This is a genomic window from Cupriavidus sp. 207A1 (assembly GCF_057798955.1).
In genome coordinates, this window is sequence record NZ_JBYOJO010000003.1 from 65,181 (window position 1) to 89,326 (window position 24,146).

At 63.7% G+C, this 24,146-nt stretch carries 40 protein-coding genes; 21 read left to right on the top strand and 19 right to left on the bottom strand.

What is annotated here, in order from left to right:
* Positions 1 to 10: 10 nt before the first annotated feature.
* The 3 genes from AC3FMM_RS05805 to infA form a co-directional block, all read right to left on the bottom strand.
* On the bottom strand, positions 11 to 853 hold the full coding sequence (locus tag AC3FMM_RS05805; RefSeq protein ID WP_112774029.1) for a GNAT family N-acetyltransferase: 843 nt from the start codon (positions 851 to 853) through the stop codon (positions 11 to 13).
* A 158-nt stretch (positions 854 to 1,011) separates the two neighbouring features.
* Positions 1,012 to 1,488: a SixA phosphatase family protein gene (locus AC3FMM_RS05810; RefSeq protein WP_115680567.1), complete on the bottom strand. Its 477-nt coding sequence runs from the start codon at positions 1,486 to 1,488 to the stop codon at positions 1,012 to 1,014.
* A gap of 198 nt (positions 1,489 to 1,686) precedes the next feature.
* Complete coding sequence (infA, locus tag AC3FMM_RS05815; protein WP_008641674.1) at positions 1,687 to 1,908, bottom strand: translation initiation factor IF-1; 222 nt, start codon at positions 1,906 to 1,908, stop codon at positions 1,687 to 1,689.
* A gap of 596 nt (positions 1,909 to 2,504) precedes the next feature.
* Here infA and AC3FMM_RS05820 point away from each other — a divergent pair.
* Both AC3FMM_RS05820 and AC3FMM_RS05825 read left to right on the top strand, forming a co-directional pair.
* Positions 2,505 to 3,026, top strand: a complete 522-nt coding sequence (locus tag AC3FMM_RS05820; RefSeq protein WP_115710047.1) for a hypothetical protein — start codon at positions 2,505 to 2,507, stop codon at positions 3,024 to 3,026.
* Between the two features lie 114 nt (positions 3,027 to 3,140).
* On the top strand, positions 3,141 to 3,881 hold the full coding sequence (locus tag AC3FMM_RS05825; RefSeq protein WP_115710045.1) for a DNA polymerase III subunit epsilon: 741 nt from the start codon (positions 3,141 to 3,143) through the stop codon (positions 3,879 to 3,881).
* A gap of 289 nt (positions 3,882 to 4,170) precedes the next feature.
* Here AC3FMM_RS05825 and AC3FMM_RS05830 read toward each other — a convergent pair whose 3' ends face one another.
* The 14 genes from AC3FMM_RS05830 to AC3FMM_RS05895 all read right to left on the bottom strand — a co-directional run bounded on the left by AC3FMM_RS05830 (position 4,171) and on the right by AC3FMM_RS05895 (position 12,051).
* Positions 4,171 to 5,289 (bottom strand): tyrosine-type recombinase/integrase, encoded by a 1,119-nt coding sequence (locus AC3FMM_RS05830; RefSeq protein WP_488686235.1) that lies wholly within the window; start codon positions 5,287 to 5,289, stop codon positions 4,171 to 4,173.
* Positions 5,286 to 5,540: a hypothetical protein gene (locus tag AC3FMM_RS05835; RefSeq protein ID WP_488686236.1), complete on the bottom strand. Its 255-nt coding sequence runs from the start codon at positions 5,538 to 5,540 to the stop codon at positions 5,286 to 5,288. Before AC3FMM_RS05835 ends, AC3FMM_RS05830 begins: the two co-directional genes overlap by 4 nt.
* A gap of 102 nt (positions 5,541 to 5,642) precedes the next feature.
* Positions 5,643 to 6,125: a DUF1643 domain-containing protein gene (locus AC3FMM_RS05840; protein ID WP_488686237.1), complete on the bottom strand. Its 483-nt coding sequence runs from the start codon at positions 6,123 to 6,125 to the stop codon at positions 5,643 to 5,645.
* A gap of 1 nt (position 6,126) precedes the next feature.
* Positions 6,127 to 6,711 carry a hypothetical protein gene (locus AC3FMM_RS05845; RefSeq protein WP_488686238.1) on the bottom strand — a complete coding sequence of 195 codons (585 nt, stop codon included), beginning with the start codon at positions 6,709 to 6,711 and terminating at the stop codon, positions 6,127 to 6,129.
* Positions 6,708 to 7,250: a hypothetical protein gene (locus AC3FMM_RS05850; protein ID WP_488686239.1), complete on the bottom strand. Its 543-nt coding sequence runs from the start codon at positions 7,248 to 7,250 to the stop codon at positions 6,708 to 6,710. Before AC3FMM_RS05850 ends, AC3FMM_RS05845 begins: the two co-directional genes overlap by 4 nt.
* Positions 7,250 to 8,314, bottom strand: coding sequence for a hypothetical protein (locus AC3FMM_RS05855; protein WP_488686240.1), 1,065 nt, complete (start codon positions 8,312 to 8,314; stop codon positions 7,250 to 7,252). Before AC3FMM_RS05855 ends, AC3FMM_RS05850 begins: the two co-directional genes overlap by 1 nt.
* Entirely contained in the window at positions 8,301 to 8,441 is a 141-nt protein-coding gene (locus tag AC3FMM_RS05860; protein WP_488686241.1) for a hypothetical protein, read from the bottom strand. The genes AC3FMM_RS05855 and AC3FMM_RS05860 overlap by 14 nt, the downstream gene beginning before the upstream one ends.
* A 6-nt stretch (positions 8,442 to 8,447) precedes the next feature.
* Positions 8,448 to 8,762: a hypothetical protein gene (locus AC3FMM_RS05865; protein ID WP_488686242.1), complete on the bottom strand. Its 315-nt coding sequence runs from the start codon at positions 8,760 to 8,762 to the stop codon at positions 8,448 to 8,450.
* Between the two features lie 13 nt (positions 8,763 to 8,775).
* The gene (locus AC3FMM_RS05870) at positions 8,776 to 9,843 is read right to left on the bottom strand and encodes a hypothetical protein (RefSeq protein WP_488686243.1); all 1,068 of its coding nucleotides are present in this window, start codon (positions 9,841 to 9,843) and stop codon (positions 8,776 to 8,778) included.
* Positions 9,844 to 9,845: 2 nt separating this feature from the next.
* Entirely contained in the window at positions 9,846 to 10,091 is a 246-nt protein-coding gene (locus tag AC3FMM_RS05875) for a hypothetical protein (protein WP_488686244.1), read from the bottom strand.
* Entirely contained in the window at positions 10,088 to 10,222 is a 135-nt protein-coding gene (locus AC3FMM_RS05880; RefSeq protein WP_488686245.1) for a hypothetical protein, read from the bottom strand. Before AC3FMM_RS05880 ends, AC3FMM_RS05875 begins: the two co-directional genes overlap by 4 nt.
* 118 nt (positions 10,223 to 10,340) lie before the next feature.
* On the bottom strand, positions 10,341 to 10,574 hold the full coding sequence (locus tag AC3FMM_RS05885) for a hypothetical protein (protein WP_488686246.1): 234 nt from the start codon (positions 10,572 to 10,574) through the stop codon (positions 10,341 to 10,343).
* A 254-nt stretch (positions 10,575 to 10,828) separates the two neighbouring features.
* Entirely contained in the window at positions 10,829 to 11,215 is a 387-nt protein-coding gene (locus AC3FMM_RS05890) for a hypothetical protein (protein ID WP_488686247.1), read from the bottom strand.
* Complete coding sequence (locus tag AC3FMM_RS05895) at positions 11,212 to 12,051, bottom strand: S24 family peptidase (RefSeq protein ID WP_488686248.1); 840 nt, start codon at positions 12,049 to 12,051, stop codon at positions 11,212 to 11,214. The genes AC3FMM_RS05890 and AC3FMM_RS05895 overlap by 4 nt, the downstream gene beginning before the upstream one ends.
* Here AC3FMM_RS05895 and AC3FMM_RS05900 point away from each other — a divergent pair.
* The gene (locus AC3FMM_RS05900; RefSeq protein ID WP_488686249.1) at positions 12,050 to 12,325 is read left to right on the top strand and encodes a YdaS family helix-turn-helix protein; all 276 of its coding nucleotides are present in this window, start codon (positions 12,050 to 12,052) and stop codon (positions 12,323 to 12,325) included. The two genes, AC3FMM_RS05895 and AC3FMM_RS05900, sit on opposite strands and share 2 nt — an antisense overlap.
* Positions 12,326 to 12,341: 16 nt before the next feature.
* Here the strand turns inward: AC3FMM_RS05900 and AC3FMM_RS05905 are convergent, their stop codons facing one another.
* Complete coding sequence (locus AC3FMM_RS05905) at positions 12,342 to 12,551, bottom strand: hypothetical protein (protein ID WP_488686250.1); 210 nt, start codon at positions 12,549 to 12,551, stop codon at positions 12,342 to 12,344.
* An 87-nt stretch (positions 12,552 to 12,638) separates the two neighbouring features.
* On the opposite strand from AC3FMM_RS05905, the gene AC3FMM_RS05910 reads away from it, so the two are divergent.
* From AC3FMM_RS05910 to AC3FMM_RS05930, 5 genes are read left to right on the top strand one after another with little or no spacing between them, the layout of a single operon-like run.
* Positions 12,639 to 12,863, top strand: coding sequence for a hypothetical protein (locus AC3FMM_RS05910; RefSeq protein WP_116383054.1), 225 nt, complete (start codon positions 12,639 to 12,641; stop codon positions 12,861 to 12,863).
* Complete coding sequence (locus AC3FMM_RS05915; RefSeq protein ID WP_454710977.1) at positions 12,860 to 13,081, top strand: hypothetical protein; 222 nt, start codon at positions 12,860 to 12,862, stop codon at positions 13,079 to 13,081. The genes AC3FMM_RS05910 and AC3FMM_RS05915 overlap by 4 nt, the downstream gene beginning before the upstream one ends.
* Positions 13,074 to 13,265: a hypothetical protein gene (locus AC3FMM_RS05920; RefSeq protein WP_133250524.1), complete on the top strand. Its 192-nt coding sequence runs from the start codon at positions 13,074 to 13,076 to the stop codon at positions 13,263 to 13,265. The genes AC3FMM_RS05915 and AC3FMM_RS05920 overlap by 8 nt, the downstream gene beginning before the upstream one ends.
* The gene (locus tag AC3FMM_RS05925) at positions 13,262 to 13,438 is read left to right on the top strand and encodes a hypothetical protein (RefSeq protein WP_488686252.1); all 177 of its coding nucleotides are present in this window, start codon (positions 13,262 to 13,264) and stop codon (positions 13,436 to 13,438) included. Before AC3FMM_RS05920 ends, AC3FMM_RS05925 begins: the two co-directional genes overlap by 4 nt.
* Positions 13,439 to 13,446: 8 nt before the next feature.
* Positions 13,447 to 13,740, top strand: a complete 294-nt coding sequence (locus tag AC3FMM_RS05930; RefSeq protein ID WP_488686253.1) for a helix-turn-helix domain-containing protein — start codon at positions 13,447 to 13,449, stop codon at positions 13,738 to 13,740.
* 23 nt (positions 13,741 to 13,763) lie between these two features.
* Here AC3FMM_RS05930 and AC3FMM_RS05935 read toward each other — a convergent pair whose 3' ends face one another.
* Positions 13,764 to 14,234, bottom strand: coding sequence for a hypothetical protein (locus AC3FMM_RS05935; protein WP_488686254.1), 471 nt, complete (start codon positions 14,232 to 14,234; stop codon positions 13,764 to 13,766).
* Between the two features lie 209 nt (positions 14,235 to 14,443).
* On the opposite strand from AC3FMM_RS05935, the gene AC3FMM_RS05940 reads away from it, so the two are divergent.
* The 13 genes from AC3FMM_RS05940 to AC3FMM_RS06000 all read left to right on the top strand — a co-directional run bounded on the left by AC3FMM_RS05940 (position 14,444) and on the right by AC3FMM_RS06000 (position 24,146).
* Positions 14,444 to 14,737, top strand: coding sequence for a hypothetical protein (locus AC3FMM_RS05940; RefSeq protein WP_488686255.1), 294 nt, complete (start codon positions 14,444 to 14,446; stop codon positions 14,735 to 14,737).
* Positions 14,734 to 15,714, top strand: coding sequence for a helix-turn-helix domain-containing protein (locus AC3FMM_RS05945; RefSeq protein ID WP_488686256.1), 981 nt, complete (start codon positions 14,734 to 14,736; stop codon positions 15,712 to 15,714). The genes AC3FMM_RS05940 and AC3FMM_RS05945 overlap by 4 nt, the downstream gene beginning before the upstream one ends.
* On the top strand, positions 15,609 to 16,637 hold the full coding sequence (locus tag AC3FMM_RS05950; protein WP_488686257.1) for a DNA cytosine methyltransferase: 1,029 nt from the start codon (positions 15,609 to 15,611) through the stop codon (positions 16,635 to 16,637). The genes AC3FMM_RS05945 and AC3FMM_RS05950 overlap by 106 nt, the downstream gene beginning before the upstream one ends.
* 21 nt (positions 16,638 to 16,658) lie before the next feature.
* A complete protein-coding gene (locus AC3FMM_RS05955; RefSeq protein WP_488686258.1) occupies positions 16,659 to 16,862 on the top strand; it encodes a DUF7696 family protein in 204 nt (67 codons plus the stop codon).
* Positions 16,808 to 17,158 carry a DUF1064 domain-containing protein gene (locus AC3FMM_RS05960; protein ID WP_488686259.1) on the top strand — a complete coding sequence of 117 codons (351 nt, stop codon included), beginning with the start codon at positions 16,808 to 16,810 and terminating at the stop codon, positions 17,156 to 17,158. The genes AC3FMM_RS05955 and AC3FMM_RS05960 overlap by 55 nt, the downstream gene beginning before the upstream one ends.
* Positions 17,155 to 17,406, top strand: a complete 252-nt coding sequence (locus tag AC3FMM_RS05965; protein ID WP_488686260.1) for a hypothetical protein — start codon at positions 17,155 to 17,157, stop codon at positions 17,404 to 17,406. The genes AC3FMM_RS05960 and AC3FMM_RS05965 overlap by 4 nt, the downstream gene beginning before the upstream one ends.
* A gap of 79 nt (positions 17,407 to 17,485) precedes the next feature.
* Complete coding sequence (locus AC3FMM_RS05970) at positions 17,486 to 18,043, top strand: hypothetical protein (protein WP_488686261.1); 558 nt, start codon at positions 17,486 to 17,488, stop codon at positions 18,041 to 18,043.
* The gene (locus AC3FMM_RS05975; RefSeq protein ID WP_488686262.1) at positions 18,040 to 18,321 is read left to right on the top strand and encodes a hypothetical protein; all 282 of its coding nucleotides are present in this window, start codon (positions 18,040 to 18,042) and stop codon (positions 18,319 to 18,321) included. Before AC3FMM_RS05970 ends, AC3FMM_RS05975 begins: the two co-directional genes overlap by 4 nt.
* Positions 18,318 to 18,974, top strand: coding sequence for a hypothetical protein (locus AC3FMM_RS05980; RefSeq protein WP_488686263.1), 657 nt, complete (start codon positions 18,318 to 18,320; stop codon positions 18,972 to 18,974). The genes AC3FMM_RS05975 and AC3FMM_RS05980 overlap by 4 nt, the downstream gene beginning before the upstream one ends.
* Positions 18,975 to 19,876: 902 nt before the next feature.
* The gene (locus AC3FMM_RS05985) at positions 19,877 to 20,122 is read left to right on the top strand and encodes an HNH endonuclease (protein WP_488686264.1); all 246 of its coding nucleotides are present in this window, start codon (positions 19,877 to 19,879) and stop codon (positions 20,120 to 20,122) included.
* Between the two features lie 550 nt (positions 20,123 to 20,672).
* Positions 20,673 to 21,179 carry a terminase small subunit gene (locus tag AC3FMM_RS05990; RefSeq protein WP_488686265.1) on the top strand — a complete coding sequence of 169 codons (507 nt, stop codon included), beginning with the start codon at positions 20,673 to 20,675 and terminating at the stop codon, positions 21,177 to 21,179.
* A 4-nt stretch (positions 21,180 to 21,183) separates the two neighbouring features.
* The gene (locus tag AC3FMM_RS05995) at positions 21,184 to 22,869 is read left to right on the top strand and encodes a terminase large subunit (RefSeq protein WP_488686266.1); all 1,686 of its coding nucleotides are present in this window, start codon (positions 21,184 to 21,186) and stop codon (positions 22,867 to 22,869) included.
* The gene (locus tag AC3FMM_RS06000) at positions 22,866 to 24,146 is read left to right on the top strand and encodes a phage portal protein (RefSeq protein ID WP_488686267.1); all 1,281 of its coding nucleotides are present in this window, start codon (positions 22,866 to 22,868) and stop codon (positions 24,144 to 24,146) included. Before AC3FMM_RS05995 ends, AC3FMM_RS06000 begins: the two co-directional genes overlap by 4 nt.

The window sequence follows — 24,146 nt, forward strand, 5'->3', positions numbered from 1 at the left end:
GGCGCGCCGTTCAGGCGGCGTTGTTCAGGCCCAGGAAGTGGCGGGCGTAGCGCGGGTTCATGTCGTTCACGCGCAGCAGCGTGAGGAAGTCCGCCACGTTGAAGTCCGGGTCCCAGGCGGGCTGGCCGCAGATCTTCGCGCCCAGGCGCAGGTAGCCCTTGATCAGCGCGGGCGGCTCGACCGCCAGCTGCTGGTTCAGGTCTTCCACCGGCAGCGGCAGGCGCGGGAAGGCGTGGTACTCGATCGGTGCCAGCGAGCGCTCGGTGAACAGCCGGTGCAGGCTGGCCGCGTAGTGGCCGCCATCGCTCATCGGCACGCTCGCGCAGCCCAGCATCGACTCGATGCCCCAGCGCTGCAGGTACTCGCCCAGCCCGCCCCACAGCGCCATGATGACGCTGCCGGAGCGGTAGTCGCGGTGCACGCACGAGCGGCCCAGTTCCAGCATCTTGGGGCGCAGGTGCGACAGGCGCACCAGGTCGAATTCCGATTCGGCGTACAGGCAGCCCAGGCGCTTGGCCTGGTGCGGCGGCAGCACGCGGTAGGTGCCGACCACGCGCAGCGTGGCCATGTCGCGCACGATCAGGTGGTCGCAGTAGGCATCGAACATGTCGATGTCCAGTTCAGGCACCGAAGACGTCAGGCGTGCGCCCATTTCCTCGGCAAAGACCTTGTAGCGCAGGCGCTGGGCCTCGACTACTTCGTCCTGGTGGCGCGCCCACGCCACGCTGAGAACAGGCGACTCATGTGCCGGTGTATCCGATGGGCGATGAAGACGCCTCCGCGCCGTCTGGCCGCCGAGGCCATTGGGCAGGGAGTCGAAGAGCGGCTGGGTAGGCGTCGGCAGATCTCGCATCAGTATGTCCTTTTGGTGACGAAACTGTTGCGATGCAATGTAGTGAGGGCCGGTGACAATGCCGTGACCCGGCGATGACGGTTGCGTGACTTCGACAGCCGGGTCTGTCCGGGAAGCCTTCAGGGGCACCCTTGGGCGGTGCCGCACCCCGACCGGACTTAGAGGAATTCTGGGTTGATGACCGCGCGCAGCACGGTCTGGGCCTCGCTTTCGCGGGTACGGCCGGTCAGCCACCAGAGGCCGCCCTTGCGCACGCTCCAGTCCATTTCGGTGCCCGCCAGCAGCAGGCTGGCGACGCGGCCGATCCAGGGCTGATGACCGACCACCACCACGTGCTCCGGGCGCTCCGGCCATTCGACCGCGGTCAGCACGGCGCTGACGTCGGCGCCGGGGGCCAGGGCATCGAGGATTTGTGCGTCGCCGGTCAGCGCCGCCGCGGTTTCGCGGGCGCGCACGGCGGGGCTGCATAGGACCCGGGTATCGGCTGGCAGGTGGGCCCGCAGCCATTTGGCCGAGGCCTCGGCCTGCTTGCGGCCGCGGCGCGTCAGCGGGCGCTGCAGATCGGCATGGCGGCTAAGGCTGAGGGCGTCCGGGAGGTCTTCGGCTTCGGCATGGCGCCACAGGATCAGGTTCATGTCGGACGGGGCAATGGGCTTGCTTCGAGTATGGTGAAGCCGCCCGACCGGCGCAAGCGCGGCGCGAACAAAAGCGGGCTGCCGGTCAGGGCAGCCCGCAAGTGTCTCCGGGCGCGGTGTCAGCGGCGTGACAGCGCGTCGGCGCAATACAGCGGCGGCGCCGATGGCAATGCATTGCCACCGGCGCCGTCGGGAAACTCAGGACTTGTGGCGGAAGTTGATGCGGCCCTTGGTCAGGTCGTAGGGCGACATTTCCAGGGTTACGCGGTCGCCGGCCAGGATGCGGATGCGGTGCTTCTGCATCTTGCCCGAAGCGTATGCCCAGATTTCAACGCCGTTTTCCAGCGTGACCCGATAGCGGTTGTCAGGCAGGGCTTCCGACACCACGCCGCCAAATTCAATGAGTTCTTCCTTAGCCAATCTGTCTTCCTTTTCGGCAGCCCGCGAAGGCTGCATGGTTACGTTTTCAAAAAATCTGTTCGGTTCGCCCGCAACGTCGCCCAGTCGCGGCACCTTGCGCCGATACGGCCAATCGCGCCTGAGGCGGTCGGGGGCAGGGCGCGCATGCTGCGGCGGCTGGCGCCCTGCATGACCGGATCAATCGGCGGGGTCAGCGGTGTCGCCATGCGGGCGCGGATTGCTTGGGCGAAAACCTGGTCGCTGACAGCCGGAGAGGCCGTGTGCTTCGCGGAGCAGGCGGGCAGGTGTACCCGGTGGTTCGCCAGTTCGGTGTCGTCGCGGTGGCCCGCGCCGGCGGCTGCTGTTCGCTCGCAGGAGCGCGCTGGTGAGAACGCCCGGTTACAGGGATGCTCGGACACCCCGGGGGCTACTGCGACATTGTATCACGTACGCGGATGCAGCATTGCCGGTGCGTCCGGTTGCACCGGCCTCGGGCTAGGCGCAACAAAATGGCGATAAAGGCGCAAACCGGCTCGCAGTCCGCTTGGTATTTGAGCCATATGAGCTAGAACTAACGCGTACGGCCGTGCCGGGCCGGATCTCGCAAGGAGACTGCCATGGAACTCCATCTGGAATCGCACCGCTATGTCCGCTGCCGCCCCGACTGGCGCGCCGCGGTGCTGGCGGGGCTGATTGCGGGCGCGGTCTACATGGTGCTGGAGTTGCTGACCGCGCGCTTTCTGCTGTACCAGGGCGCCTGGGGCACCGTGAAGATGGTCGCAGCCATCATCCTGGGCCGTGAGGCGCTGTCGGCCGATGCCTTCAACTGGACCATCGTGCTGGCCGCGGGCACGGTGCATTTTGCCTTGTCGATCATCCTGGCGGCGGCGCTGGCGCTGATCCTGTCGTCGTTCCGGTTCGACACCAGCCTGGGCTTGGCCTCGGTGGTGGGGATCGTATTCGGCGTGGTGGTCTACCTGGTCAACTTCTATGTGCTGGGGCGCTACATGAACTGGTTCGACGAGGCGCGCGGCTGGGAAGCCCTGTTCGCGCATGCGCTGTTCGGGCTGGTCGCGGCCGATGTGTACTGCAACCTGGAGCGCCGGCGCGGCGGGGCGCAGGCGCAGCCCCCCGCCTGAACCGTTTAGCCCATCTGGTTGATATGACGATTAACGCGCTCGCACTACGCTAGAGGCAAACGACCATAGCGGCTGGCGCCTGGCACATCCGCGCACAGTCACACCGGAGTGCCCATGCGGGTCGCAATCGTCAGTACCGAAACCACCGGGCTCACGCCAGCCGATGAGCCCGTCAGCATCGGCTTGCTGCTGGTCGAGGTGTCGCCGCGCGCCGGCGGCCTGCTGCGCGAAGTGGCGGAGTACTACGGTTCGCAGGAGCCGACCGTGCCGATCAGCGCGGCAGCCACCGATACCCACGGCCTGACCGCCGACATGCTGCGCGGGCGCCGCTTCGACCTCGGCGCCATTCGCGCCATCGTCGACGAGGCCGAGGTGCTGGTGGCCCACGGCGCCGCCTTCAACGCCAGGATGCTGGAGAAAGTGCTGCCCGGCATCCAGCACAAGCGCTGGCGCTGCTCGGTGCGGCAGGTGCGCTGGTCCCAGTATTTCCACGCCGCCAACCACAAGCTCGATACGCTGTGCGAGCACCTGCATATCTTCCGCCCCCGGCCGCAGGTGGCTTTGGATGACTGCCTGGCGCTGTCCAAGCTGCTGTTCCGGCCGATCGGCGCCACCCAGCAGGCGACGCCGATGGGTTTCCTGCTGGCCGAAGCCGATTTCGCGATAAGCGCCGCCCCGCATGCCGGCAGCGTGCCCGCTCCGCCGCCCCTGGCGCCGCCGCCGGAACTCTCGTCTTCCTGGATGCCTCAAGTCGAAGCCAGCCAGCATGGCCCCGGGCGGGGGCTGGTGATGGCGGCCGTGATACTGATGCTATGCGCCGGCGCGGTGATCTGGCCGGACTTGTTCCCGTGGTGACAGCGCGTTGCAAGCGCCGCATGGCTGCCTTGCGCAAACGGGCCGGAAAAGAAAAACGGCCCGGATCTTCCGATCCAGGCCGTTGTTTCCACTGGGTATTTCTGGTCGGAGCGATAGGATTCGAACCTACGACCCTCTGATCCCAAAACAGAACTTGATCCACCCGGAGAGCGGCGCCAGTAAAGGCTTTGCGTGTTCTGGCTTCCAATATCCCGCTGCTCAACAGATCACGACGCCATGCGGGTTTGCAGGAACCGCCAAGCTGCATATTGGAACCCTGGCCGCGCCCTCAACCCGCTTTCGGCAGCGTCAGCCTGACCTCGCTGCGGGGCACATTGCGCGCCTTCAGGTAGATCTGGGTCGTCTTGGCGTCGGTATGGGTCGCGGCCACCTGGAGCTGCTCCAGGCTGTAGCCGTGGCGCTCGGCGTCCGTGATCGCCTTGGCCCGGATGTCCTTCACGGTGTAGCCACGTTCCGTCAGCTTGGCGCGCTTGGCCGCCCGCTTCCAGGCAGACAGGATGCCGTTGGCCGTGTAGGCCTTGCCCACGTTGTTGTTGATGACATAGACGCTCTTAACCTTCCCGATCGTTCGTGCGCGCTCCAGCACCGCCTCAATCTCCGGCGTAATGGGCCAGTCCACCGACTCGGCTGAGCTGTCCTCGGTCTTCGTGGGGACGAAGTGGATCACGCCGGCGTGCTTGTCCACCCAGGATGCGCCGCCCGGGTTGCCGGGATCAGGCTTCCAGCGCAGCAAGCGGATCTCGGTCGACCGCTGCACCGTGAGGTAGCACAGGTCAACGAAGCACTGCATCATGTCGCCGGCCGGCACCGCGGCCTGGACCGGGCCGCGCTTCGTCTCCCGGACGTAAGTGGCCAGGTTGCTGCGGATCGCCAGGAACTCGTTGTCGGGCATGTAGACCGCGCGCGGAGGGGGCTTCTTCAGCTTTACCTCGCGGCAGGGATTGGCGCTGATCAGGCGCTTCCCGATACACCAGTCGAAGAACCCGGACATGAACGACCGCATGACCCGCTGCATGTGCAGCTTGCCGGCCCAGTTGTCCTTCAGAAAGTCGCGGACATCCGCCGGTGCCACGTTCTGCACGTCCCAGTCGGCGAACGCGTCCTTGGCGTAGCGGCCATAAGCGGGCCAGGCCTTCTCCCTGTGTTCGGCCTTGTGCAGTCGCACGTATTCGTCGACCAAGGGCGGAATGTTGCCGGCGCCGCGGTTCGCCTCGAAGTCGCCTACCTCCGTTGCCAAGCGTGCGAGCATCTTGGCCTGTCCTTCATCAAGCCGGCTCAGGCGGATCCACTTGCCGTCGCTCGGCCTGACCCAGTAGTAGCTGGCGCCCCGGGCGTAGACGCGGTTCGGCAGGCCGAGCCCATCGCTCTTTCGGCGCCGTGGGCTCATGCCGCCCTACCAGCGAAGCGGACGGGGCGCAGGGCAGGGCGATCCGGTACTGGCGGGGCGGTGGAAGGCCCAACGCCGGCCTGCTTCGCCTCCAGCGCGCGGTACGTCTCCCAGGTCATCATGACTCGACCGTCGCCGCGGCGCAGCGGCTCGATGCGGAAGGCGCGCTGCAGCCAGCGAGCCTGCGCCGAGTAGCGCTTCTTGCTGGTGAGCTCTTCCAGGTCTTCCGGCGTCATCCATCCGGTCTTCATTTTGCGATCCCCCATGCGATGCGGGTTAGTTCGATGATGCGTTGTGCTTGCTGCTGCATTACAGGCTACTACTTGTAAATTCCGAATACAGGGTTTGGGCTGTCAAAGTCGAACCAGTTGGCTGCTGTACGGCAGCATGAGTGGATGGGCCGGCGTACCGTCTGAAAGAATTTTGAACGCGTGCGGCTGGCCGCCGATCTTGATGAGGCGAATCGAGACATCGTTCGCCCGGTACAGGCCGCGTGCGTTGGCTCCCCATGCGCAGACGACGATGCCGCCGGCACGAACGGTGTTGGTAGCAGCCGCCGCGATGTGGTCATCGTTCAGCGGGCCGATCGGGTGTCCAGCGCGCGCCAAGTCGCGAGGATCCGTGGCGCGGTACGCAAACAGGTTCACGACTTCGATGGCTTCGCATCCGTTTCGCTGCGCGAAGCCGATGCACTTCCGGATGGTTGCGTCGTCATCGCTGGCGTCCGCCGTGCTCGGGTTCAGCATCACGAACAGCATGGGCTTCGCAGGCCCCCAGCGGCGCACCAGGTGGTAGCGGAATGCGCCACAGTCAGATATCACTGCGCTCTTGTACATGTCACTCTCCCTCCTTGCTGGCGCACAGGGCGGCGGGAAACTTCGGGTGCGGAATCCAATGCGTGTGATAGCCCGGCCAGTCGCTGTCGTCAGGCCTCCCGATCCATGCGGGCTCGCCCAGCCATTCATTGCGCTTCGAATCCCAGCAGAACCACACCACCGGGCCGCGGTCCTCATGGTATTGGGCCAGCGTGCGCACCTGAGGCGCCGCATCGTTTGCGCTGGTAGCGGGCGGCGTGGGGGCGGCGTGATATTCAGCATCCCATGCGGCCTTCAGCGCGTCGTCGCGATCTGCGCCGCTTGCGGTTGCCGTGTTGAACGCGATGATGGCCTTTGCGCGCATGTCGTAGCTGCGCTCCAGCGGCACCAGCTTCCATCCATCCGGCACCTGTCCCGTCGCGGCGCTTGTCTCCAGTTCTCGGATGCGGGCGATCAGGAAGTTAAGACGCTTCGCAAAGAAGCTGGAGCACATCACAGCCGTGTGCTCGATGCCTTCCAGCGTCAGGTCGCCGCACTCATCGTCGGCGCCGTCGCGCGGGCCGTCTTCGAACGGCGGGAGTGTTCCGCTTTCCGTGACAGCCATCATTTCCCCTTATCGTTAGCGTTGGCAGGCGAGTGCTCGCGAGTGGCTGGGGCGCGGGCGATGTTCTCGTCCACCCACTTACGCATGCGGTGCCATCGGTTGGCTTCGACAGACTCACCTGGCAGCGGCACGCGCACGGTCTTGGCGTGCTCGCCCCATTCCGGATGGTGCGGCCGCACCGGACCGCAGATCTCGACCACTATCCATTCATGCGTGCTGACCTGCTCGTCGTTCTCGAAAACTATTTCGGCGGCAAGCGCGGGCGCGATACCGAACGCCCGAGCCACCTGCTCGCGGTCGTCGGGGTCGATGCGCGCCATGTCGACGCCGCGCGCCTGGCCCAGCACGCCGATGGTGCAGTAGCCGCCGTCGGCCTGCAGCTCATGCGCGATCAAGCGCTTGTCCGGCATCGCATCCATGGCTGCGGCCAGTTCCTTCAGGAACGCCTGCCCGCGCGCGCCCTTGATGGCCGACGCCACCGCGCCGCGCCAGCGGATCAAGTCCCAGCCCCCGCAGTCGTCGCTATATCCGGATCGGCTCATCACTCACCTCCTTGCGACTGGTCGCGGGACACGGCGGCGCGGATGTCGCACAGCATGCGTGCGTTGAGCGTTCCATCATCCATCCGGACACGGACATTCACGCGATGCAGCCACCGACTTCCTTCTAGGCTCGGCCATACGTAGTAGCCGACCACAGTGCATTCCCGCCAAGCATCGACGCTAGTCAGATGAATCTGCACGCGGGCCCCGATGGCTGGCAGCACATCCCCCGGGACAGGTTCCAGCGCATCCTCCTGCGCCTCTTGTACCGGGGCAGGCGAGGCGGCTGGCACATGCTTTGGCAGCGGTGAGTGCTTCGGCTTCGCGGCCTGCTTGGCGCGGATCTGCTCGACCTTCGTCCAGATGCGGGCAAGCTCCGTTTCGCCAGCTGCATGCATGTCCAGTGCTTGCGCCAGGCACAGCGCGGCCAGCGTCACCATCACGCCGCCGGCTTCCTGGTGCTTGTCGCCGACCGGGCGGCCATAGACATAGTCCACAAGCTGGTGCGCCTCGCTGGCCGTGGCGCCGCATGCCTGCACCAGTTCCAGCGCCTCCTCCAGAAAGCGGTGGTTGCGCTCCTGCTGGTCGGCGGCAATCTCGGCGCCGAAGCATTCCATCATCCACGGCTGCACGCGCGCCTGGAACGGCGCGGCAAGCGGTGCATTCAGAGCAGCGGTGGCGAGGCGTTCGCGGCGCGATTTCTTCGGCTCCTTCGGCTTGCGGCGGATGAACAGTGCGTAGGGGCCGTCTTCCGTGTCAAAGATGTTCGACAGAAGCCAGCCTTCGCCCGCCGGCGGGGTCGGGGCCCACTCACTGCAACCCTTCTCGCCAGCCCAGACAGCTTCGCATAGCGCTTCGTCGTCGCAGTCATTTTCCATGCTGACTTGGCAGCACTCAACACCGAAGGCGCCCAGGAACATGTGCACGTCGTCGGCCTCATCCAGAATCGGGAAGGCGGGATTGAACAAGTGGCCATACTCGTCGCGCACGATCTCGCGCGGCGCTAATAGACGGTCGGCCAGTCCGGTCAGATCAACAGGAGCGGCGCGTTCAGTGGTTGCCATGATGCAAATCCTCTCGTTCTGCGATCCGCTTCATGAAGCGGTAGTTCGCGTAGACGCCAAAGGCGACAGCGCCGAAGAAGGCGAGTGCCATGACGATCAGATAGACCAGGTAGGCGGTGCAGTCCATGCCCGCTTAGGCCGCCTCAGCCAGCGAAAAGAGGCTCGGCTGGTCTTCGCCGGTGTCCACTAGGTGGCCCTCGATGTCCGACATGACGTGCATGCCGTCGAACCGTACCCACTGGACGCGCGTTTCACCATTCGGGCCTGCTCCGCGGAATAGGCGGACTGGCTGCGCTGGAATTGCGGCCCGGCCACCGTCGTATGCCGGATCTTCCTTGGTGAGCGGAACGGCCGCCTTCATGTAGGCAATCTCCAGTTGATCCAGCTTGGCGATGTCGCCTCTGCGAGCGGCTCGCGCCGCTTGGTGCTTGATTTCTTCGATATTCATGGTCGACTCCTGATTAAGCGCGAAGGGGAGCCAGCACGCCGCGCCAGCTACCGTCTTGGAGCAGGCAGGCGCCACTTTTCTCGCCAGCCCACGAAAGGGAAACCTGTTCGGTCTTCACCTGGCCGAGCAGGCGCAGCAGTTGCGTGCCATCGAATGAACCTTCCAGGTGCGACTCATAGCCGCGGGCCTTTAGCTCGATGTCGGCATCCACGGCCTGGACCGTGTCCGAGATGGTGACTGCGCACAGGTCGCCCTCCTGCTCGAATCGAATAACCCCGTTGTTGTCGAAGACCTTGTGCAGGGGGCAGATCTTCAGCAAGTCGTCGCGGGAGAACGTAACGAACTGATCGGGCACCGGGAACAGCCGGCGCCATTCGAAATACTTGGGCGGCGGGCGATTGCAAATGACCCGCACGCCAGCGCGACTGCCGACCAGGTGGCTCTGGTAGATCTGGAAATGGTCCGCACCAACAGCGGCGAGAAGCGATGCGCCTTCCGACGTAATAGGAACGCCGAATGTCTCGCATTCGATGGGCAGGCAGTTCGCAGCTAGCATGAAGCCATCGCAGCCCACCGCGTGGATTGCGGACCCATCCGATTCCAGCCAGAGATTGCGCAGGAACGGCTTGTCGTGAACCTTCTGCCCGGCGATTGCGAACGCCACGGTGGGGATCATCGTCGTCAGGCCCGGCGCATCAAACTCGGCAATCGGCTCGCCTTCGACGTTCGGCGAAGGGAAGCTGGCGCCGGGGATGGTCGGCACGGTGATGCGACACGAACCGGCGCGCGCAACGACCTTGGCATCCTTCTGGGAGAAGACCACGGCTGCAGCGTCCATGCTTGAGATTGCCTGGAGCTTGTCAGCGGGAAGGCAAACGTCCACATCATCGGGGCCGATGCTGGCCGGGACGGTGGCAATAGCCGTGACGTAGCCGTCGGAGCCGGTGAAGGTCAGCGCAGAGGAGCCGGCTGCGCCCTGTACGCGGATGTGCGTCAGCGCCGGGAGAGGCGACCGCGCAGCGGCAGCCTGTGCTGCCGTCTTGAGTGCTTCGGTTAAGTGGTTGCCAGCGATCGAGAACATTGTCACTGTCCGTTGGGTTGGGAAATGGAGGCGGCGAACTGCTCGCGCACAATCGCCAGGCGGGCCAGCGCGTCTTGCGCCGCGGCCGAGTAGAAGTTGTCGCACTGCAGAACACCATCGATCGCGGCGACGATCTCCTGCGCGGATGGCAAGCCGGGCGGGATTGGCACCTTGCCCACCAGGCTGGCACGCTCGGCTAAGGCCTTGCTGTTCTCCGCGGTGCGGACGAGGAAGCCAGGGACGCTCATGCTGGCTTCACCTGCACATTGCGCGCGCCGCACAGCAGACCGCGGTTGATGGCAGCGTCATGGGCGGCCCACCAGCTGGCGAAGCGGCCGGTATAGACGCACTGACGGTTGATGTAGATGCGGAAGGTCACGATTGCCTCCAGATCGGGGCGGCGGTAGGCGCGTCCAGGTTGAGAACGGTGTAGGCGCCACACAGGGCAATGAAGCCCACGGCGATGCCAATCCAGAAGAAGAGGGCGCGGAGGAGTTTCACGCTGCCCCTCCCGCGCGGCGGATGACCGCTTCACGCTCATTGGCCCGGGTGATGCCGTCGCCGTCGACCTGGTCGCGGGCATTGCGCTCGGCTAGCACTGCCACTTGGCTGATGGAGAGCAGGCCCAGCATGTTGCGAATGATTCGGTGGGAGGCCTGCAGCTCGCGCAGCAGCTCGGCGCGCGAGTTGTCCAGTACGGCCTGGCGGATGGCGGCTTGATCGGGCGTCATGGCTCAGCCCCTTGCGCCGCGAATGACGGACACGGCCAGGATGACAACAAGTGTCCAGGCCATGACTGCGATAAGTACGAGAAGGTCCATCCCTCCATCTCCGTTGCGAACCGTTGATGGAGATCATCCTACAAATGAATTTGTAGATGGTCAAGGCCGATCTACAAAAATATGCGTAGATTAGCGGAGGGTGGGCGAGCAAAGACACAAAAAAGCCCGCTCGAGGAGCGGGCTGGTGGGCGAAGCTGGTGCGTCTATAGCGTGATGCCTTTTTCCCTGCACATGTCCCTTACTACTGTCCCGTCGGCATCATCGATGCCGACAATCATCGGCATAACGAACTTCTTGGCGTCGAGATAAAAAACTGAACCGATGAAGGCCGAAAATCCGACATATCCTCCGAAGCTGTTCTTCGCATTAACCTCGCCGCAAATTTGAGTTCCAGCATCAGGAGTTTTTATGGCCTTGACGTTGCGTAGCTGAACGCTCCCTGGATCCTTCAATCGCTCCTTGAGCTGCTGAGTCATGGCGGCGACTTCCGCTTTTGTGGCGGGTCTTACCGCTTCAGTTGCATAGGCGCTCGCCCCCGACGTTGCGGCCACAAGGCCAGCTATTAGAGGAGCAATAAACTTGATTTTCATAGGCGAGTTTTGATTTTTCGGGCGGGCACGTGATGAGCTATGTAGTACATCCAGGCGATGTTTTCTGGCTCATAGGTGAGGATTTCAGGATCGTTGTAGCTGCCCAGGCGAATACCTTGCCGACGCGACAGAAGGCGCTTGATCATCGTCTCGCCACTCTTTAGCCGAACGAGCACATCATCTTCCAGTTCCGGCTCAGTGCCAGGCTCAACTAGCGCGAACTCGCCGGGGTTGAATCTAGGAACCATCGACGTCCCCACCACGGGCACTAGGAATGCGTGCGGGTCCGGGCTCGCGACTTCGGCATACTGATCTGTTGCTCCCACTGGATAGTCCCCATCCGTCCATATGCGATCTGGTAGGCCGCCTTGGGCCTTCCCTATGACATAGACGCGACGGAACTTCGTTGTATCAGCAGGGTAGGCAAGAAGCGACGGCGGCGCTACTTGTGTCGATTCATTGTAAGCGTCTGCCGAAGACTTCACCGTCCCCTCCTTTGGTAGGGTGCCTTTGCGAATCTGCGGCTTTTTCGGCCCCCCATAGGCAAGCCAATTGACATCGCAGTCCAGCACCTCAGCGATGCGGACTGTGTATTTGCTCGACTTTGCGTTTTTGTTTGGGTCGAGAAGGTGTTGGATGTTCTGAGGCTTGCACCCATGTCCAACCATCCGAGCCAGTTCGCTCTGGTCGGTGTGAGGGTCCATCCCGCGGCATTTCATTGCCCAGGCTAGTCGTTCAGCGTACGTGTTCATAACAAGGCATTTTGTAGCCTCGCCTTGCAAAATGGTTTGTAGAGTGCTACAAATGCGTTTGTAGCGAACGACTTTCTTAGCCATGGCTCACCTCACCAACGAAATGACTAGCCCGCTCGCCATTGCTGTGGGCCTCGCTGGCTCCCAGGCGAAGCTCGCCGGCCAGCTCGACGAGTCCCAACAGAACATCTCTAACTGGATCCGAAACGGCATTCCAGCGGACAAGCGAGCGTTGATCGCGTCTCGTCTCGAACGCCTCTACGGGCCCAAGGTAAGTCGAAGGATGGTGTGCCCAGACGACTGGCACCTGATCTGGCCGGAGTTGGTCGATGGCACGAGCCGAGTGAATGAGCAATGAGAGTGCTAAGCGCCTATTAGTGGGCGGGTTTGCGCCAAACATGCTCGTATGCAAGCAGCTGTAGCGAGTTGAGCAGCTGAACAGCGAGTGGCAGAGGGATGCACAGCTCGCAAGGAATACCGGCGTTGCCGAAATGCAGGGTGACCTGGCCGTGCTTCGACGGCACCGCCGGCGCGAAGGAGAGGCCATCTAGCCGATCCATCGAATGAATCTGTCCATGTTCCATGTGGGCACCAAGAAGAAGTAGGTACGCGGGGTTTGGACCCCGTGATTTTGCGGCTCTTGCCGCGGCTTTCCCAAGACGGAAACCACTATGTCCCGCCGATCCGAGTTTCGTAACGAAGTGAAGACACGACTCCGAGACCGCGCTTACGACGCTCTTCAGCTCTACAAGCAGGTCAACGGTATCGAGAGCGATTCCGCAGCCCTGGCGCGTATCGCTGAACAGCATTTGTTCGGCGCTGTGGGGACTTTGCCTGTGGCGATCGGCGGCGTCAGTGACGACTTGGGACACTTTGGGACACCGGTGACGGCATGACGGGCGGTAAGAACGAGACCAAAGCGTTGCTCCCGGCCAACGAGGCCCGGGAACTTGTCATCAAAGCGGCCGAGCAGGGCGTCACCACGCCGGAATTGCTCGGCTATCACATCCTGCGCAGTGCATACGGGGCCCTTCACCCGGAGGTGCTGGCATTCGAACAGCGGCCCAAGCTGGGACAAGTTGGGCCGCGCAGCCTGGGGCTTCCCAATGAATGACCGACTCACACCCGGCGGGGCTTACCGCATGCCGAGCGGCCGCCGCGCCTTCTACGCGCGTTACGTGGCAGCCCAGAAGGCCCACAAGTTCGTCTACGAGGACGACGGCACGGACATTCGCCACCGCGTGTTCCACCTGACCGAGAAGAACCTGCGCCTGGCGGTGCCGGAGGTCGGCCAGTGATTCACGAACTGATGCCGCGCGCCGCGCTGCGCGAAGCCGGCGCCGAAGCCTTTCGCCGCGGCTTGGCGGTGGACGACAACCCGCACTGGCCGCCGGGCACTGACGCCCACCTCGAGTGGCATGCGGGCTTCAAGGACGAGCAATACCGGCCCAAGACGGCCGACAAAGCATAGGAGAGGGCATGCACACCGCTGTCGCTCACACCAGCATTCGCAACTACGACCGGATGCGCACCACTGGTGAGCTGGGCCGCGTCCAGCAGGAAATCATGGACGCCATCGGCGTCTACCCGTGCGACTACTCGTTGCAGGAGTTGGCGCAGGCGACCGGCCTGGCGATCAACACCGTCAGCGGGCGGGCCAACGAGCTGCGCCAGAAGGGCAAGCTCGAGCAGGGGCCGGCGCGCGCGTGCAAGGTCACCGGCCGGACCATCCGCCCGGTGCGCCGGCCTCATCCGCAGGGGAGCCTGTTTTGATGCTGGAGATCCAAAAGGTGGCGCTACGCAAGGAACGCGGCGATTCGGCTGCGCCACGGGAGTGGAACAACCATGTCCTCGTGCCCGTTGGAAAGATAGTTCCGATTCAAGGCGGGGAGGGCGAGGGACTCGAATCCCTCTGGTCCGTCGGCTTGGAGCCGTCGCAACTCACCATCAATTTTGGCCAACGTCATGTTGGCCGATCGGGCGTCGAGGTCGGCATACCGTTTTGCATGCTGACGGAATTCGTATGCCTTCAAGGCTGGCGCGATCATTCGCTCAAGTATCGACCCGACGACAAAGACCGCGCCAAAAGAAATAGCAAGCGTAGACCGATTGGAAACCATTCCTGCGAACGCACTGCTCATACCAAAAAGGCTGGCAAAGCCCAGTACGAAGTCCAGCCGCTGATACAGCCTTGCATTCAGCGAGCAAAACATCCTCCCGTAGCGGCAGTCGATAAGGGCTTCGTACGGCGTGCGTTCGTGGGTCATGGCTTCAGCTCTTTGGTTGAGGTCCCGGCTGCGTTGGGCTGCGCCGTGGAGGCACCTGCGTCCTGCGATCGTCCGGGGTGTATGGCGAATGAAATCCCATGGTTTCTCCTGCAGTGTTCTGGATTGTTGTGGATGGGCATCCGCAGTGATTCTAGCAGCGGGAGAAGCCATGGCATTTCATTCGTCAAGGGCTCTATTGAGGTGGTTGCATGACCTTCCGAAGCAAGAATCTCCTCGAAGCCGTACGCGCCTTCCCTTGCCAGCACTGTGGGCGGCAAGACGGAACCGTGGTGGCAGCGCACTCGAATCAGCTGCGGGACGGCAAAGGCCGTGGCATCAAGGCGCACGACTACCGCATTGCGGCCCTGTGCCATCGCTGCCACGCCGAGCTGGACCAGGGCGCCAAGCTAACCCGCGCAGAGCGCGAGGAAATGTGGGAGGCGGCGCACCGCAAGACCGTTGGCCTGTTGTTCGAGGCCGGCCTGGTGAAGGTGGTCGCATGAGCACCATCATCATGTCCCAATGCTGGCCGCTGGAGGGGATGTCGATCGCCCAGAAGGCGGTGCTTATCTCCCTGGCGGACAACGCCAACGACCAAGGGGTTTGCTGGCCCTCCATTCCGACGATTTCCAAGCGGGTTTGCGCCTCGGAGCGCGCGGTGCAGAACGCCATCAAGTGGCTGGAGGCCGCCGGCGTGGTGACGGCGAATCGGTCAAACGGCCGGCACACGAGCTACACCGTTACCCCCGCAGCATATTCACCCCCGCAGGAGATTCACCCCTGCACGCCGTGCACCGGCGCAGGAGATTCACCGGCGCAGGAAATGCACCACACCCCCGCAGCAGATGCCGGGGTACCCCCGCAGGAGATGCACCAACCCCCGCACCAGGTGCCGTCTAACCGTAATAAACCATCAAAGGAACCATCAGGGAACCGTCAGGGCGCGCCCGCGAAGAGCGGAAAGGCAGCAAAGCAGTCGGTCCTGTTCGAGAGGCTGTGGCAGGCCTACCCCCGGAAGGTGGCGAAGGCGGACGCCGAGAAGGCGTTTGCAAAGCTCGATGCCGATGAGGCGCTGCTCGAGCAGCTGCTGGCGGCAATCGCGAAGCAGTCGGCCTGGCCGGAGTGGCGGGAAGAGGGCGGCAAGTTCATCCCGCACCCGGCTACGTGGCTGAACGGCAAGCGCTGGCTGGACGAGCCGGCGCCACAGCAGCCGGTGGGCACGGCTGAAGCGCCGGCGGGCGGTGGAGGCGCGACCTGGTGGGAGTCGGCACCGGGCATCGAGGCGAAGGGCGCGGAGGTATGGCGCGCGCGCAAGGCCGGCGAGGAATTCCAGCGCTACAAGATCGGCGTGTTCAAGGCCGCGGGCGAGGGCCCATGGCGCCAGGTGCTGCTGGCCGACCTGCTGCGTACCAAAAGCTCGATCTACGCCGAGGTCCACAAGTACTTCTACGGCCATCCGCCGATCGAGGGGCAGGTGTGACTGCCTACTACAACGAGATCGAACCGTACGCGGCGCAGTGGCTGCGCAACCTGATCGCCGCCGGGCACATCGCACCTGGCGACGTCGACACAAGAGACATTCGAGATGTTCGACCAGACGACCTTCGTGGATACCAGCAATGCCACTTCTTCGCCGGCGTGGGAGTCTGGTCGTTCGCGCTCCGGCGTGCCGGTTGGAGCGACGATCGACCTGTTTGGACTGGTTCCTGTCCGTGCCAACCTTTCAGCCAGGCAGGCGCAGGACTTGCGTTTGCTGACGAGCGGCACCTTTGGCCCCACTTCTTCCATCTCATCAGCGAGCGCCGACCTGCAATCGTCCTTGGAGAGCAGGTTGCGTCAAAGGACGCAGACCCTTGGATCGACCTTGTATGCGCTGACGTGGAAGCCGTGGGGTACGCCTTCGGGGCGGTCCCGTTCCCGTCTGCGGGCGTCGGTGCTCCGCATATCCGCGACCGACTCTACTGGGTGGCCAACGCCCACGACACGCGACTGGAAGGACGGCGTCGAGTGCGCCAACGTCCCGATCAACGCACTGCTGGGCCGCGTTGCGTGGCTGGCGGGCTGGCCGACACCAGCGGCAGCCGACGGCGCGGGGGGCAAAGGTTTTCGACCGGGCGTCTCGATGACTGGCCGCATGCCGGACGGGTCGAAAGTCACGATGGATCTGTCGGCGGCGACGAAGCTTGCATTTCACGAATTGAACGAGCCGGCGCGACTAACGGCATCTGGCGAGCTGCTGATTGGCTCCTGTGCCGGGATGGAAAGTGGCGGCCAGTTGAGCCCGGCACATTCCCGCTGGCTCATGGGTCTCCCGCCCGCGTGGGACGACTGCGCGCCTACGGAAACGCCATCAATGCTGAAGCGGCGCGCGTCTGGGTCGAAGCCGTAATGGAGTCGCTGTGAGCACGTGGGGGAAGTGGGGCAATGCGAACCGACGAGGCGTGGCGGCACGAATGCGAGGTCAGGTGGGTAATAAGCCTGGCGCCGCCGGCGATCAAGGTCTACCTGATGGCGGTGGAAAAGAAGCGAGGCGCCGCGGCGGCGGAAAGGCTTCGGCAGGACGCCCGGGCGGCGTGGGAAGCCAGGAGTCGAAGCCGAGCAAGTACCGCAACACCCGCGTGGCGGTAGGCGGCGAGTCCTTCGACAGCCAGCGCGAGATGGAGCGGTACCACCACCTGCGAATCCTGCAGCGAGCCGGGAGGATCAGCGAGCTGGAGCGCCAGGTGGTGTTCGAGCTGGCGCCGGCGGTGGTGGTGCAAGGGCGGAAGCGCCCGCCGCTGCGCTACGTGGCGGATTTCGTGTACCGGGAGGCTGGCGCGGCCGGGCTGACGGTAGAGGACGTGAAGGGTGCCATCACCCCAGAGTACCGGATCAAGCGGCACTTGATGGCGGTGAAGGGAATCCAGATCAAGGAGGTCAAGTGAGTACGATCGAAGTGAGCCGGTCCGTTGTCGATGAAGAGCGGTATTTCGCGGTCTTGGATGAGAAGCAGTTGGAACGGTTGATTGCACAGGCTGTGGCGACCGCGGCCGGCGTGGATCTCGACCAGCCCGGGGTCTACGTCAAACGCGCGTATGTGACATCGCGAGATTCCAGCACCGGACCCCGTAAGGAAGCGCACTGCGAGATTGTGGTGGATCGCCGCAAGCATGCCGGGGAGGAAGCCTCGTGAGCGCCGCTGACATGTGCGATCTGTTCTCGGTGATGGTGATGGGGGTGATCGTCGGCCCGATCTTGTGGGGAATGCTGCGATGAAATGGACGGAAGAGGACGTGGCCCGACTGCGCTCCCTCTGGACGACCGGCAAGTCGTTCCGGGTGATCGGCGCCGAGCTGGGCCGCTCAATCGAATCGGTCTACCGGAAAGGCAAGGACTTGGGATTGGGCTCGAAGCCGTTCCAGGGAGAAGCCTCGCCGACTTGGCTGTTCCTGATCCGGGTTTGTCAGGACCGTCGCAGTCGGACGGTGCATGAGATGGTCCAGGTCACCGGCGCCAGCCGTCACACGATCGACGCGTTGATGCGCCTCAAGGAAGCGGCCGGCGCGGCTCATGTGGCAGGTTGGAAGAAGCGCGCCGGCTCGCCGATCCCTCTCTGGCTGCCGTTCCCTGGCAAGAGCAAGCCAAAGCCGCGGGCCCTGACCAATACCGAGCGCTGCCGTGCGCGCCGCGCCAGGCTGAAGGAGGAGGATCCGCTTGCCTACAAGGCGCTAATCGACCGCAACACCGTGAACCGTGCCCGCCGAAACGGCAGTGTGCGGAAGCAGCATTCGGTAGTGCGGGCGCTGTTCGGCATGGGAGCCCCGGCATGACGGCGCAGGCGAAAGGTGGCGCGCTGGCGCGGCTGGCAGGCATGTGGTGCGGTAACCCGGAATTCTGGCGCTTCGTGGCGCAGCGGAGCGGCCAGCCCTGCGAGTCCGCCGCGGCGGCGCGTGCCTACGTGCTGAAGGTGAGCGGCATCGAGTCGCGCGCGCAGCTGGACCAGGTGCCGGCGGCGGAGGCCAAATTCCACGCCGGCGTGCGGCTGCCGTTCATGCGCTGGCAGCAGGGAGCCAGGGATCAACATCAATACGGGGGAAATAGGGCATGAACGCAGTATTCGCCGACACGCGCCAGGCGCTGTACGTGGCTCACATGGTGATGGCCCTGCCGCCGCGGCAGAAGACGCCATTCCGGACAGCGCTGATCCGCGCGATGGAGGCCACGCCGAAGCTGACCGGCATGCAGGAGGCGTGGCTGGAGCAGCTGCGCGGCTCGCCGTCGGACAGCACGGTGGACTTCGGTGGCCTGACCAGCGACGAGGTGCGCGGTCAGTGCGCCATGGTGATGTCGGCAGTGGATTCGAAGCTGCCGGCGCCGGAGCGGGCGGTAGTGCGCGCGCGCTTCACGCCGGCCGAGTACGAGGAGATCGGAGTAGGCGGCGAGCGGCAGCGCCGTTACTTCTACGGGCCTGGCCGCGTGGAGGGCATCCGCTACCTTTCCGACTGGCTGTCGCCCAGCATCAGCTCGATCGCTGGGCCGGCGCTGGACATGCTGGTTGCCAAGGTCTTTGCTAACCATGAACGACTGGCATTCAGCTTCCGCGACATGGAATCCAACTTCGGCGGGGGCAAGAGTACCTACGCTCGGGCCTATGCCGGGGTGAAAGAGCGATTGAGGGGATTGGAGGATGCTGCGGTCCGACGACTGGATGGGTACTTCATGAGCAAGGGACTGATTTCCTCGGAAGAAGTAACTGCTTGACGCCGTGGGACAGTGGCCCTAGAATTTTCCCAAATTGCAGAGTTCCGCCCTAAGCCCCGCCGGTTATCGCCGAGCGGGGCTTTTTGCATTGATGCCTTTCGAATGGAATTTGTCTGACACTCGCGTTCGACGATGGCTGACAGGCGGTTAGCGCTGTGTCTCCTTAAATGCAGGTGTTGAGACTTGCTTTAGGGGCCAACCATGTTTCTGCCGGTCTATTACATGCTGATTTGGGGTGTGTGGGCGCAAGCAGCTGGTCGAGTGAGCAGGAAAAACGCGAACGCCGCACCGTCGCCGCACAAGTAATCCCGCAGGCGCCGCGTTCAATGCGCGGCGCCGCAACCCAGTTGTCTCCTCCGCCGGCGCTCGCCGGGGTTTGCCTGGCTCAGTCCAGGCTTTTCTATTCAAAGGGTCGATTCCATGGCATCCAAAGTGATGGCTTGCTACGACCCTTTTGTCGCGCAGCTGACAAAGGCGCTAGGCCTGCCTAAGCATGTCCGCTGGTTTGAACTGCGAGCCGCGGTCGACGAAGCGGTGACGGTGCGGTGCGAGTACTTCCCCGACGCGAATAACGCTGAGGGGTTTGATCCCATTCCTTTGCTGAGCGAGTACCGACTGACTGCGTGCGGTGGGCGAGCTTCACCATGGGTCGACGAGCCGCGACCAGGCATTAGTCGGCGTACTGCATTCTTGCTGGGCTCTCTCGTGTGTGGCGTGCCTCTGTTTGTCTTGGTTTGCGCCCTGCAAGGTGCGTGATGGCTGCGCGGCGAATCCCAATGCTCGGTGCCAGGCTGCAACAGGCCGGCGCAAGAACGGCTGTGATGCAGCCCGGGTCGTGGCGCACCAGCGCGCAGACCAGTGCTCAGCGTGGTTACGGGTACAGGTGGCAGAAGGAGCGCGCAGTGCATCTGCGCGAGCATCCCTTCTGTGAAATCTGCATGCGCGAGCTGCGCATCATCGCCAAGGATGTAGCGGCCGTTATCCTGGAGTGCGCAGCCCGTGGGTTGGCGGTCCCGTATGGAAACGTGGTGGACCACCGCATCGCTCACCGCGGCGATCAAGCTCTCTTCTGGGACCGAACGAACTGGCAGACGCTCTGCACTACTCACCACAGCCGCGACAAGCAGCGGCAGGAGAACGCGCCTTGACGATGATCACGACCGCTCTGTCGGTGCGGCTGGCCTGGTGGGTCCGTCCGTACATGGCGCTGCTGCGCGTAGCCTGTCGTGCCGGCTACCGTCCTGACCTTGAGTCGGTCGGGGGCTTTGTATCCCGGTGCGGAGTGAAGGCCAGCGTGCGAGTGGTGAAGCCGTAGCTGGCACGGTTCGTGTCCGGTTCCACTCCGTACTTTAACGACATAAAAACAAGAACCCGAAGCAGGGCGAGGGCTCTGGTGCACCTGATTGGTGCGGTTGGCCGGTGAGGGCCGGCCGAAATGAGTGCGACCCCTGCCGCGCTGGCCCGCAACGTTGCGATTGGGCGACCACGGCGCCAAGGGGAGGGGCGGTGGAGAAGTCTGGCCGGGTCGCCGCCTCTAGACCGCCCGTTCCCTCACGCAGGGAAAATTTCCGCCGCTGTGGAATTTGTTAAAGCTTTAACACGGCGAGCGCATGAAGAGTTTCCCGCAAGTCGTTGAGCAGAAAGGACTTTTGGCGCGATATGTGTTTAACATTTGGGCCGCTCTGAGCGGGCTTTAACATGGCACTGACCGGCAAGAAGCAGAAGTTTGCCGAGGCCAAAGCCCGCGGGCTGTCGAACAAGGATGCGGCGGTCGCCGCCGGCTACAGCGCGAGCTCGGCCGCAGCTGCCGGATCCCGCCTGGCGAAGGATCCCGACGTCCTGGCCCACCTGGAGCGAAAGGCAAAGGCGAAGTCTGGCAAAAAGCCAGCACCGCCGGCCAAGGCAACGCCGACCAGAGCGCCGGTTGCCCGAGAGCCCGAGACCCTGGACGAAGAAGCAGCTGTTGCGGCGTTCGATTGGGAACAGGCCACTCGGTATGCCGACCCGAAGGCGTTTCTCAAGGCAGTGATGAATGACGTGGAGACCGAGCCGAAGCTGCGGGTCTTCGCCGCGAAAGAACTGATGCCCTATTTCCATCGGAAGCTGGGCGATACCGGGAAGAAAGAGGATAGGGCAGATGCAGCCAAGAAGGCGGCGTCTGGTCGATTCGCCGCCGCGGCGCCGCCGCTACGAGCCGTGAAGTGACACTATGGAATGGACGACCGCCTGCCCCGACTGGGCTGAACGCCTGCAGTCCGGGCGGTCGATCATTCCAGCGCCCATCTTTCCCGACCAGGCTGATCAGGCGCTGGCGATCTTCAAGGAGTTGCGGATTGTCGACGCGCCAGGCAGCCCGACCTTTGGCGAGGCCTGCGCGGAATGGGTCTTCGAGCTTGTCGCTTCAATCTTTGGTGCATACGACCCTGAGTCTGGCCGCCGGCTGATCACGGAATGGTTCGTCTGCCTGCCGAAGAAGAACTCGAAGTCCACCATCGCCGCCGGCATCATGATGACGGCATTGATTCTGAACTGGCGGCAGTCGGCAGAGTTCGCCATCCTCGCGCCGACCATCGAAATCGCCAACAACAGCTTCGGCCCGTCGCGGGACTTTTGTGCCGAGCGGGTTGACGAGGATTTGCACGCGCTGATGCACGTGCAGACCCATATCAAAACGATCACCCACCGGGAGAGCAACGCGACGCTCAAGGTGGTCGCTGCCGACTCCAATACGGTCGGCGGAAAGAAGAGCGTAGGCACGCTGGTCGATGAGTTGTGGCTGTTCGGGAAGCAGCCCAATGCCGAAAACATGCTGCGCGAGGCAATAGGTGGGCTCGCCTCCCGGCCGGAAGGCTTCGTCATCTACCTGACTACTCAGAGCGATGACCCGCCGGCGGGGGTGTTCAAGCAGAAGCTGCAGTATGCGCGAGACGTGCGCGACGGCAAGATCGCGGACAAGAGCTTTGTCCCGATCATCTTCGAACATCCACCCGAAATGGTGGCCCGTCGTGATCATCTCGAGGTCGAGAACCTCGCCATGGTCAACCCGAACCTCGGATATTCCGTGGATCAGGCCTTTCTGGAGCGGGAGTACCGGAAGGCGAAGGAGGCTGGCGAGGAGTCTTTCCGCGGCTTCATGGCGAAGCATGGCAACGTGGAAATCGGCCTGGCGCTGCGCTCGGATAACTGGGCAGGGGCGCTGTTCTGGGAGCAGCAGTCCCGCCCAGGGTTGACGCTTGCCGAGCTGATCCGGCGCTGCGAGGTGATCGACGTCGGCGTCGACGGCGGCGGCCTTGACGATCTGTTGGGCCTGAGCGCGGCGGGCCGGGAGCGGGAAACCGGTGAGTGGCTGACCTGGAGCAAGGCCTGGGCGCACCCGACCGTCCTGGAGCGCCGGAAATCCGAGGCGCCGAAACTGCTGGACCTCCAGAAGGCCGGCGAGCTTGTGATCGTGAGCCGGATCGGCGAGGACGTTGAGCAGCTAGCGCAAGACGTGCTGCAAATTCACGAGGCTGGTCTGCTGGACAAGATCGGTGTGGACCCCAGCGGCATCGGCGCTGTGCTGGACGCCCTGGTCGCCGCGGGCATCCCAGAGGAGCTCGTGATCGGTATCTCGCAAGGCTGGAAGCTGGGTGGCACGATAAAGACGACCGAGCGCAAGCTGGCAGAGGGCGCGCTATGGCATGGCGGTACCGCGCTGATGAGCTGGTGCGTTGGCAATGCCAAGGTAGAGCCTCGGGGCAACGCAATTCTGATCACGAAACAGGCCAGCGGCACGGCCAAGATCGACCCGTTGATGGCGCTATTCAACGCTGTCGCGCTACTGTCGCTAAACCCTGAAGGGATGGGCTCTGTGGATGACTGGCTGAGCAATCCCGTAGTGGCGGGCCACGCATGAAAATCCAAACACAGAAAAGCATCGCGGGCCGCGTGCGCGCAGCCATTGACGGATGGGTTCGATCGTTCTCACTGACGGATAGCGGTCTGTACAGAGGCTGGGCGCCGAACGAAGCTGGCGTGGAAGTCACGCCAAAGGCCGTTATGCAGCTGGATGCTGCCTGGAGTTGCGTTCGGCTGATCTCCGAGACGATCGCGACGCTGCCACTGTCGATGCACGAACGGGCGCCGAGTGGCAAGCGCGTCGCGCCGCAGCATCCGCTGCACTTCGTGATCCATGATCAGCCGAATTCCGACTCGACGGCATCGGTATTCTGGGAGGCGATGGTGGCGGCCATGCTTCTGCGCGGCGCGGGGCGCGCGGAGAAGCTTTACGTAGGCTCGCAACTGGTTGGACTGGCGTTTCTGGATCCATGCAAGCTGCGTTGCTACCGCGATGCCGCGGGCAAAAAGCGCTTCAGCTACCCACGGCCGAACGGCGAAATGCGCGACATCCCGGAATCGCGAATCTGGACAGTGCCTGGCTTCACGCTGGATGGCCTGAACGGGGTGTCGGTGATCGAGTACGGCGCCAAGGTGTTCGGATCAGCGATCGCCGCCGACAAAGCGGCCGCGCAGACCTTCAAGAATGGTCTGCTGCAGACCATCTATTACAAGATGGCTGGCTTCCTGAAGCCAAGCCAGCGCGCCGAGTTCAAGAAGAACCTGGCGGGCACGATCGAACGCGGCGAGGCGCCGCTGTTGGAAGGCGGCACGGAAGCCGGCACGCTTGGCATAAAGCCGTCGGACGCGCAGCTGCTCGAGTCGCGCGCGTTCTCGGTCGAGGCCATCTGCCGCTGGTTCCGCGTGCCGCCCTGGATGGTCGGCCATACGGAGAAGTCGACCAGTTGGGGCACCGGCATCGAGCAGCAGATGATCGGCTTTCTCACGTTCACGCTTGGACCATGGCTGCGCCGCATTGAACAGGCGATCAGCAAGGATCTGCTGAAGCCAGGCGAGCGGGCCCGCTACTACCCGAAGTTTTCTGTCGAGGGACTGCTGCGCGCAGACAGCGCGGGTCGGTCAGCCTTCTACGCCGCCATGGTGAATAACGGGATCCTCACTCGAGACGAGGTCCGTGAGTTGGAAGACCGGGAGCCGATGGGAGGTAACGCCGCCGTGCTGACGGTGCAGTCAGCCATGACCACGCTCGATGCCCTAGGCACCCAGACCGACGCTAATCAGGCGCGAGCATCCATCCGGGCCTTTCTCGGCCTAGACGACCAACAGAGGGACTGA

Bases quoted from the DNA above. Each gene is read 5' to 3' on its own strand.
- AC3FMM_RS05855 (WP_488686240.1), bottom strand. From the start codon at position 8,314: ATGGCAACCACTGAACGCGCCGCTCCTGTTGATCTGACCGGACTGGCC.
- AC3FMM_RS05910 (WP_116383054.1), top strand. From the start codon at position 12,639: ATGTCCCGCCGATCCGAGTTTCGTAACGAAGTGAAGACACGACTCCGA.
- AC3FMM_RS05990 (WP_488686265.1), top strand. From the start codon at position 20,673: ATGGCACTGACCGGCAAGAAGCAGAAGTTTGCCGAGGCCAAAGCCCGC.
- AC3FMM_RS05830 (WP_488686235.1), bottom strand. From the start codon at position 5,289: ATGAGCCCACGGCGCCGAAAGAGCGATGGGCTCGGCCTGCCGAACCGC.
- AC3FMM_RS05920 (WP_133250524.1), top strand. From the start codon at position 13,074: ATGAATGACCGACTCACACCCGGCGGGGCTTACCGCATGCCGAGCGGC.
- AC3FMM_RS05905 (WP_488686250.1), bottom strand. From the start codon at position 12,551: ATGGAACATGGACAGATTCATTCGATGGATCGGCTAGATGGCCTCTCC.
- AC3FMM_RS05870 (WP_488686243.1), bottom strand. From the start codon at position 9,843: ATGTTCTCGATCGCTGGCAACCACTTAACCGAAGCACTCAAGACGGCA.
- AC3FMM_RS05930 (WP_488686253.1), top strand. From the start codon at position 13,447: ATGCACACCGCTGTCGCTCACACCAGCATTCGCAACTACGACCGGATG.
- AC3FMM_RS05810 (WP_115680567.1), bottom strand. From the start codon at position 1,488: ATGAACCTGATCCTGTGGCGCCATGCCGAAGCCGAAGACCTCCCGGAC.
- AC3FMM_RS05935 (WP_488686254.1), bottom strand. From the start codon at position 14,234: ATGACCCACGAACGCACGCCGTACGAAGCCCTTATCGACTGCCGCTAC.
- AC3FMM_RS05865 (WP_488686242.1), bottom strand. From the start codon at position 8,762: ATGAATATCGAAGAAATCAAGCACCAAGCGGCGCGAGCCGCTCGCAGA.
- AC3FMM_RS05840 (WP_488686237.1), bottom strand. From the start codon at position 6,125: ATGTACAAGAGCGCAGTGATATCTGACTGTGGCGCATTCCGCTACCAC.
- AC3FMM_RS05890 (WP_488686247.1), bottom strand. From the start codon at position 11,215: ATGAAAATCAAGTTTATTGCTCCTCTAATAGCTGGCCTTGTGGCCGCA.
- AC3FMM_RS05835 (WP_488686236.1), bottom strand. From the start codon at position 5,540: ATGAAGACCGGATGGATGACGCCGGAAGACCTGGAAGAGCTCACCAGC.
- AC3FMM_RS05820 (WP_115710047.1), top strand. From the start codon at position 2,505: ATGGAACTCCATCTGGAATCGCACCGCTATGTCCGCTGCCGCCCCGAC.
- AC3FMM_RS05970 (WP_488686261.1), top strand. From the start codon at position 17,486: ATGAAATGGACGGAAGAGGACGTGGCCCGACTGCGCTCCCTCTGGACG.
- AC3FMM_RS05850 (WP_488686239.1), bottom strand. From the start codon at position 7,250: ATGAGCCGATCCGGATATAGCGACGACTGCGGGGGCTGGGACTTGATC.
- AC3FMM_RS06000 (WP_488686267.1), top strand. From the start codon at position 22,866: ATGAAAATCCAAACACAGAAAAGCATCGCGGGCCGCGTGCGCGCAGCC.
- AC3FMM_RS05950 (WP_488686257.1), top strand. From the start codon at position 15,609: ATGGCGCCAGGTGCTGCTGGCCGACCTGCTGCGTACCAAAAGCTCGAT.
- AC3FMM_RS05975 (WP_488686262.1), top strand. From the start codon at position 18,040: ATGACGGCGCAGGCGAAAGGTGGCGCGCTGGCGCGGCTGGCAGGCATG.
- AC3FMM_RS05940 (WP_488686255.1), top strand. From the start codon at position 14,444: ATGACCTTCCGAAGCAAGAATCTCCTCGAAGCCGTACGCGCCTTCCCT.
- AC3FMM_RS05805 (WP_112774029.1), bottom strand. From the start codon at position 853: ATGCGAGATCTGCCGACGCCTACCCAGCCGCTCTTCGACTCCCTGCCC.
- AC3FMM_RS05980 (WP_488686263.1), top strand. From the start codon at position 18,318: ATGAACGCAGTATTCGCCGACACGCGCCAGGCGCTGTACGTGGCTCAC.
- AC3FMM_RS05885 (WP_488686246.1), bottom strand. From the start codon at position 10,574: ATGACGCCCGATCAAGCCGCCATCCGCCAGGCCGTACTGGACAACTCG.
- AC3FMM_RS05825 (WP_115710045.1), top strand. From the start codon at position 3,141: ATGCGGGTCGCAATCGTCAGTACCGAAACCACCGGGCTCACGCCAGCC.
- AC3FMM_RS05955 (WP_488686258.1), top strand. From the start codon at position 16,659: ATGCGAACCGACGAGGCGTGGCGGCACGAATGCGAGGTCAGGTGGGTA.
- AC3FMM_RS05860 (WP_488686241.1), bottom strand. From the start codon at position 8,441: ATGGACTGCACCGCCTACCTGGTCTATCTGATCGTCATGGCACTCGCC.
- AC3FMM_RS05895 (WP_488686248.1), bottom strand. From the start codon at position 12,051: ATGGCTAAGAAAGTCGTTCGCTACAAACGCATTTGTAGCACTCTACAA.
- AC3FMM_RS05915 (WP_454710977.1), top strand. From the start codon at position 12,860: ATGACGGGCGGTAAGAACGAGACCAAAGCGTTGCTCCCGGCCAACGAG.
- AC3FMM_RS05945 (WP_488686256.1), top strand. From the start codon at position 14,734: ATGAGCACCATCATCATGTCCCAATGCTGGCCGCTGGAGGGGATGTCG.
- AC3FMM_RS05875 (WP_488686244.1), bottom strand. From the start codon at position 10,091: ATGAGCGTCCCTGGCTTCCTCGTCCGCACCGCGGAGAACAGCAAGGCC.
- AC3FMM_RS05845 (WP_488686238.1), bottom strand. From the start codon at position 6,711: ATGATGGCTGTCACGGAAAGCGGAACACTCCCGCCGTTCGAAGACGGC.
- AC3FMM_RS05900 (WP_488686249.1), top strand. From the start codon at position 12,050: ATGGCTCACCTCACCAACGAAATGACTAGCCCGCTCGCCATTGCTGTG.
- AC3FMM_RS05995 (WP_488686266.1), top strand. From the start codon at position 21,184: ATGGAATGGACGACCGCCTGCCCCGACTGGGCTGAACGCCTGCAGTCC.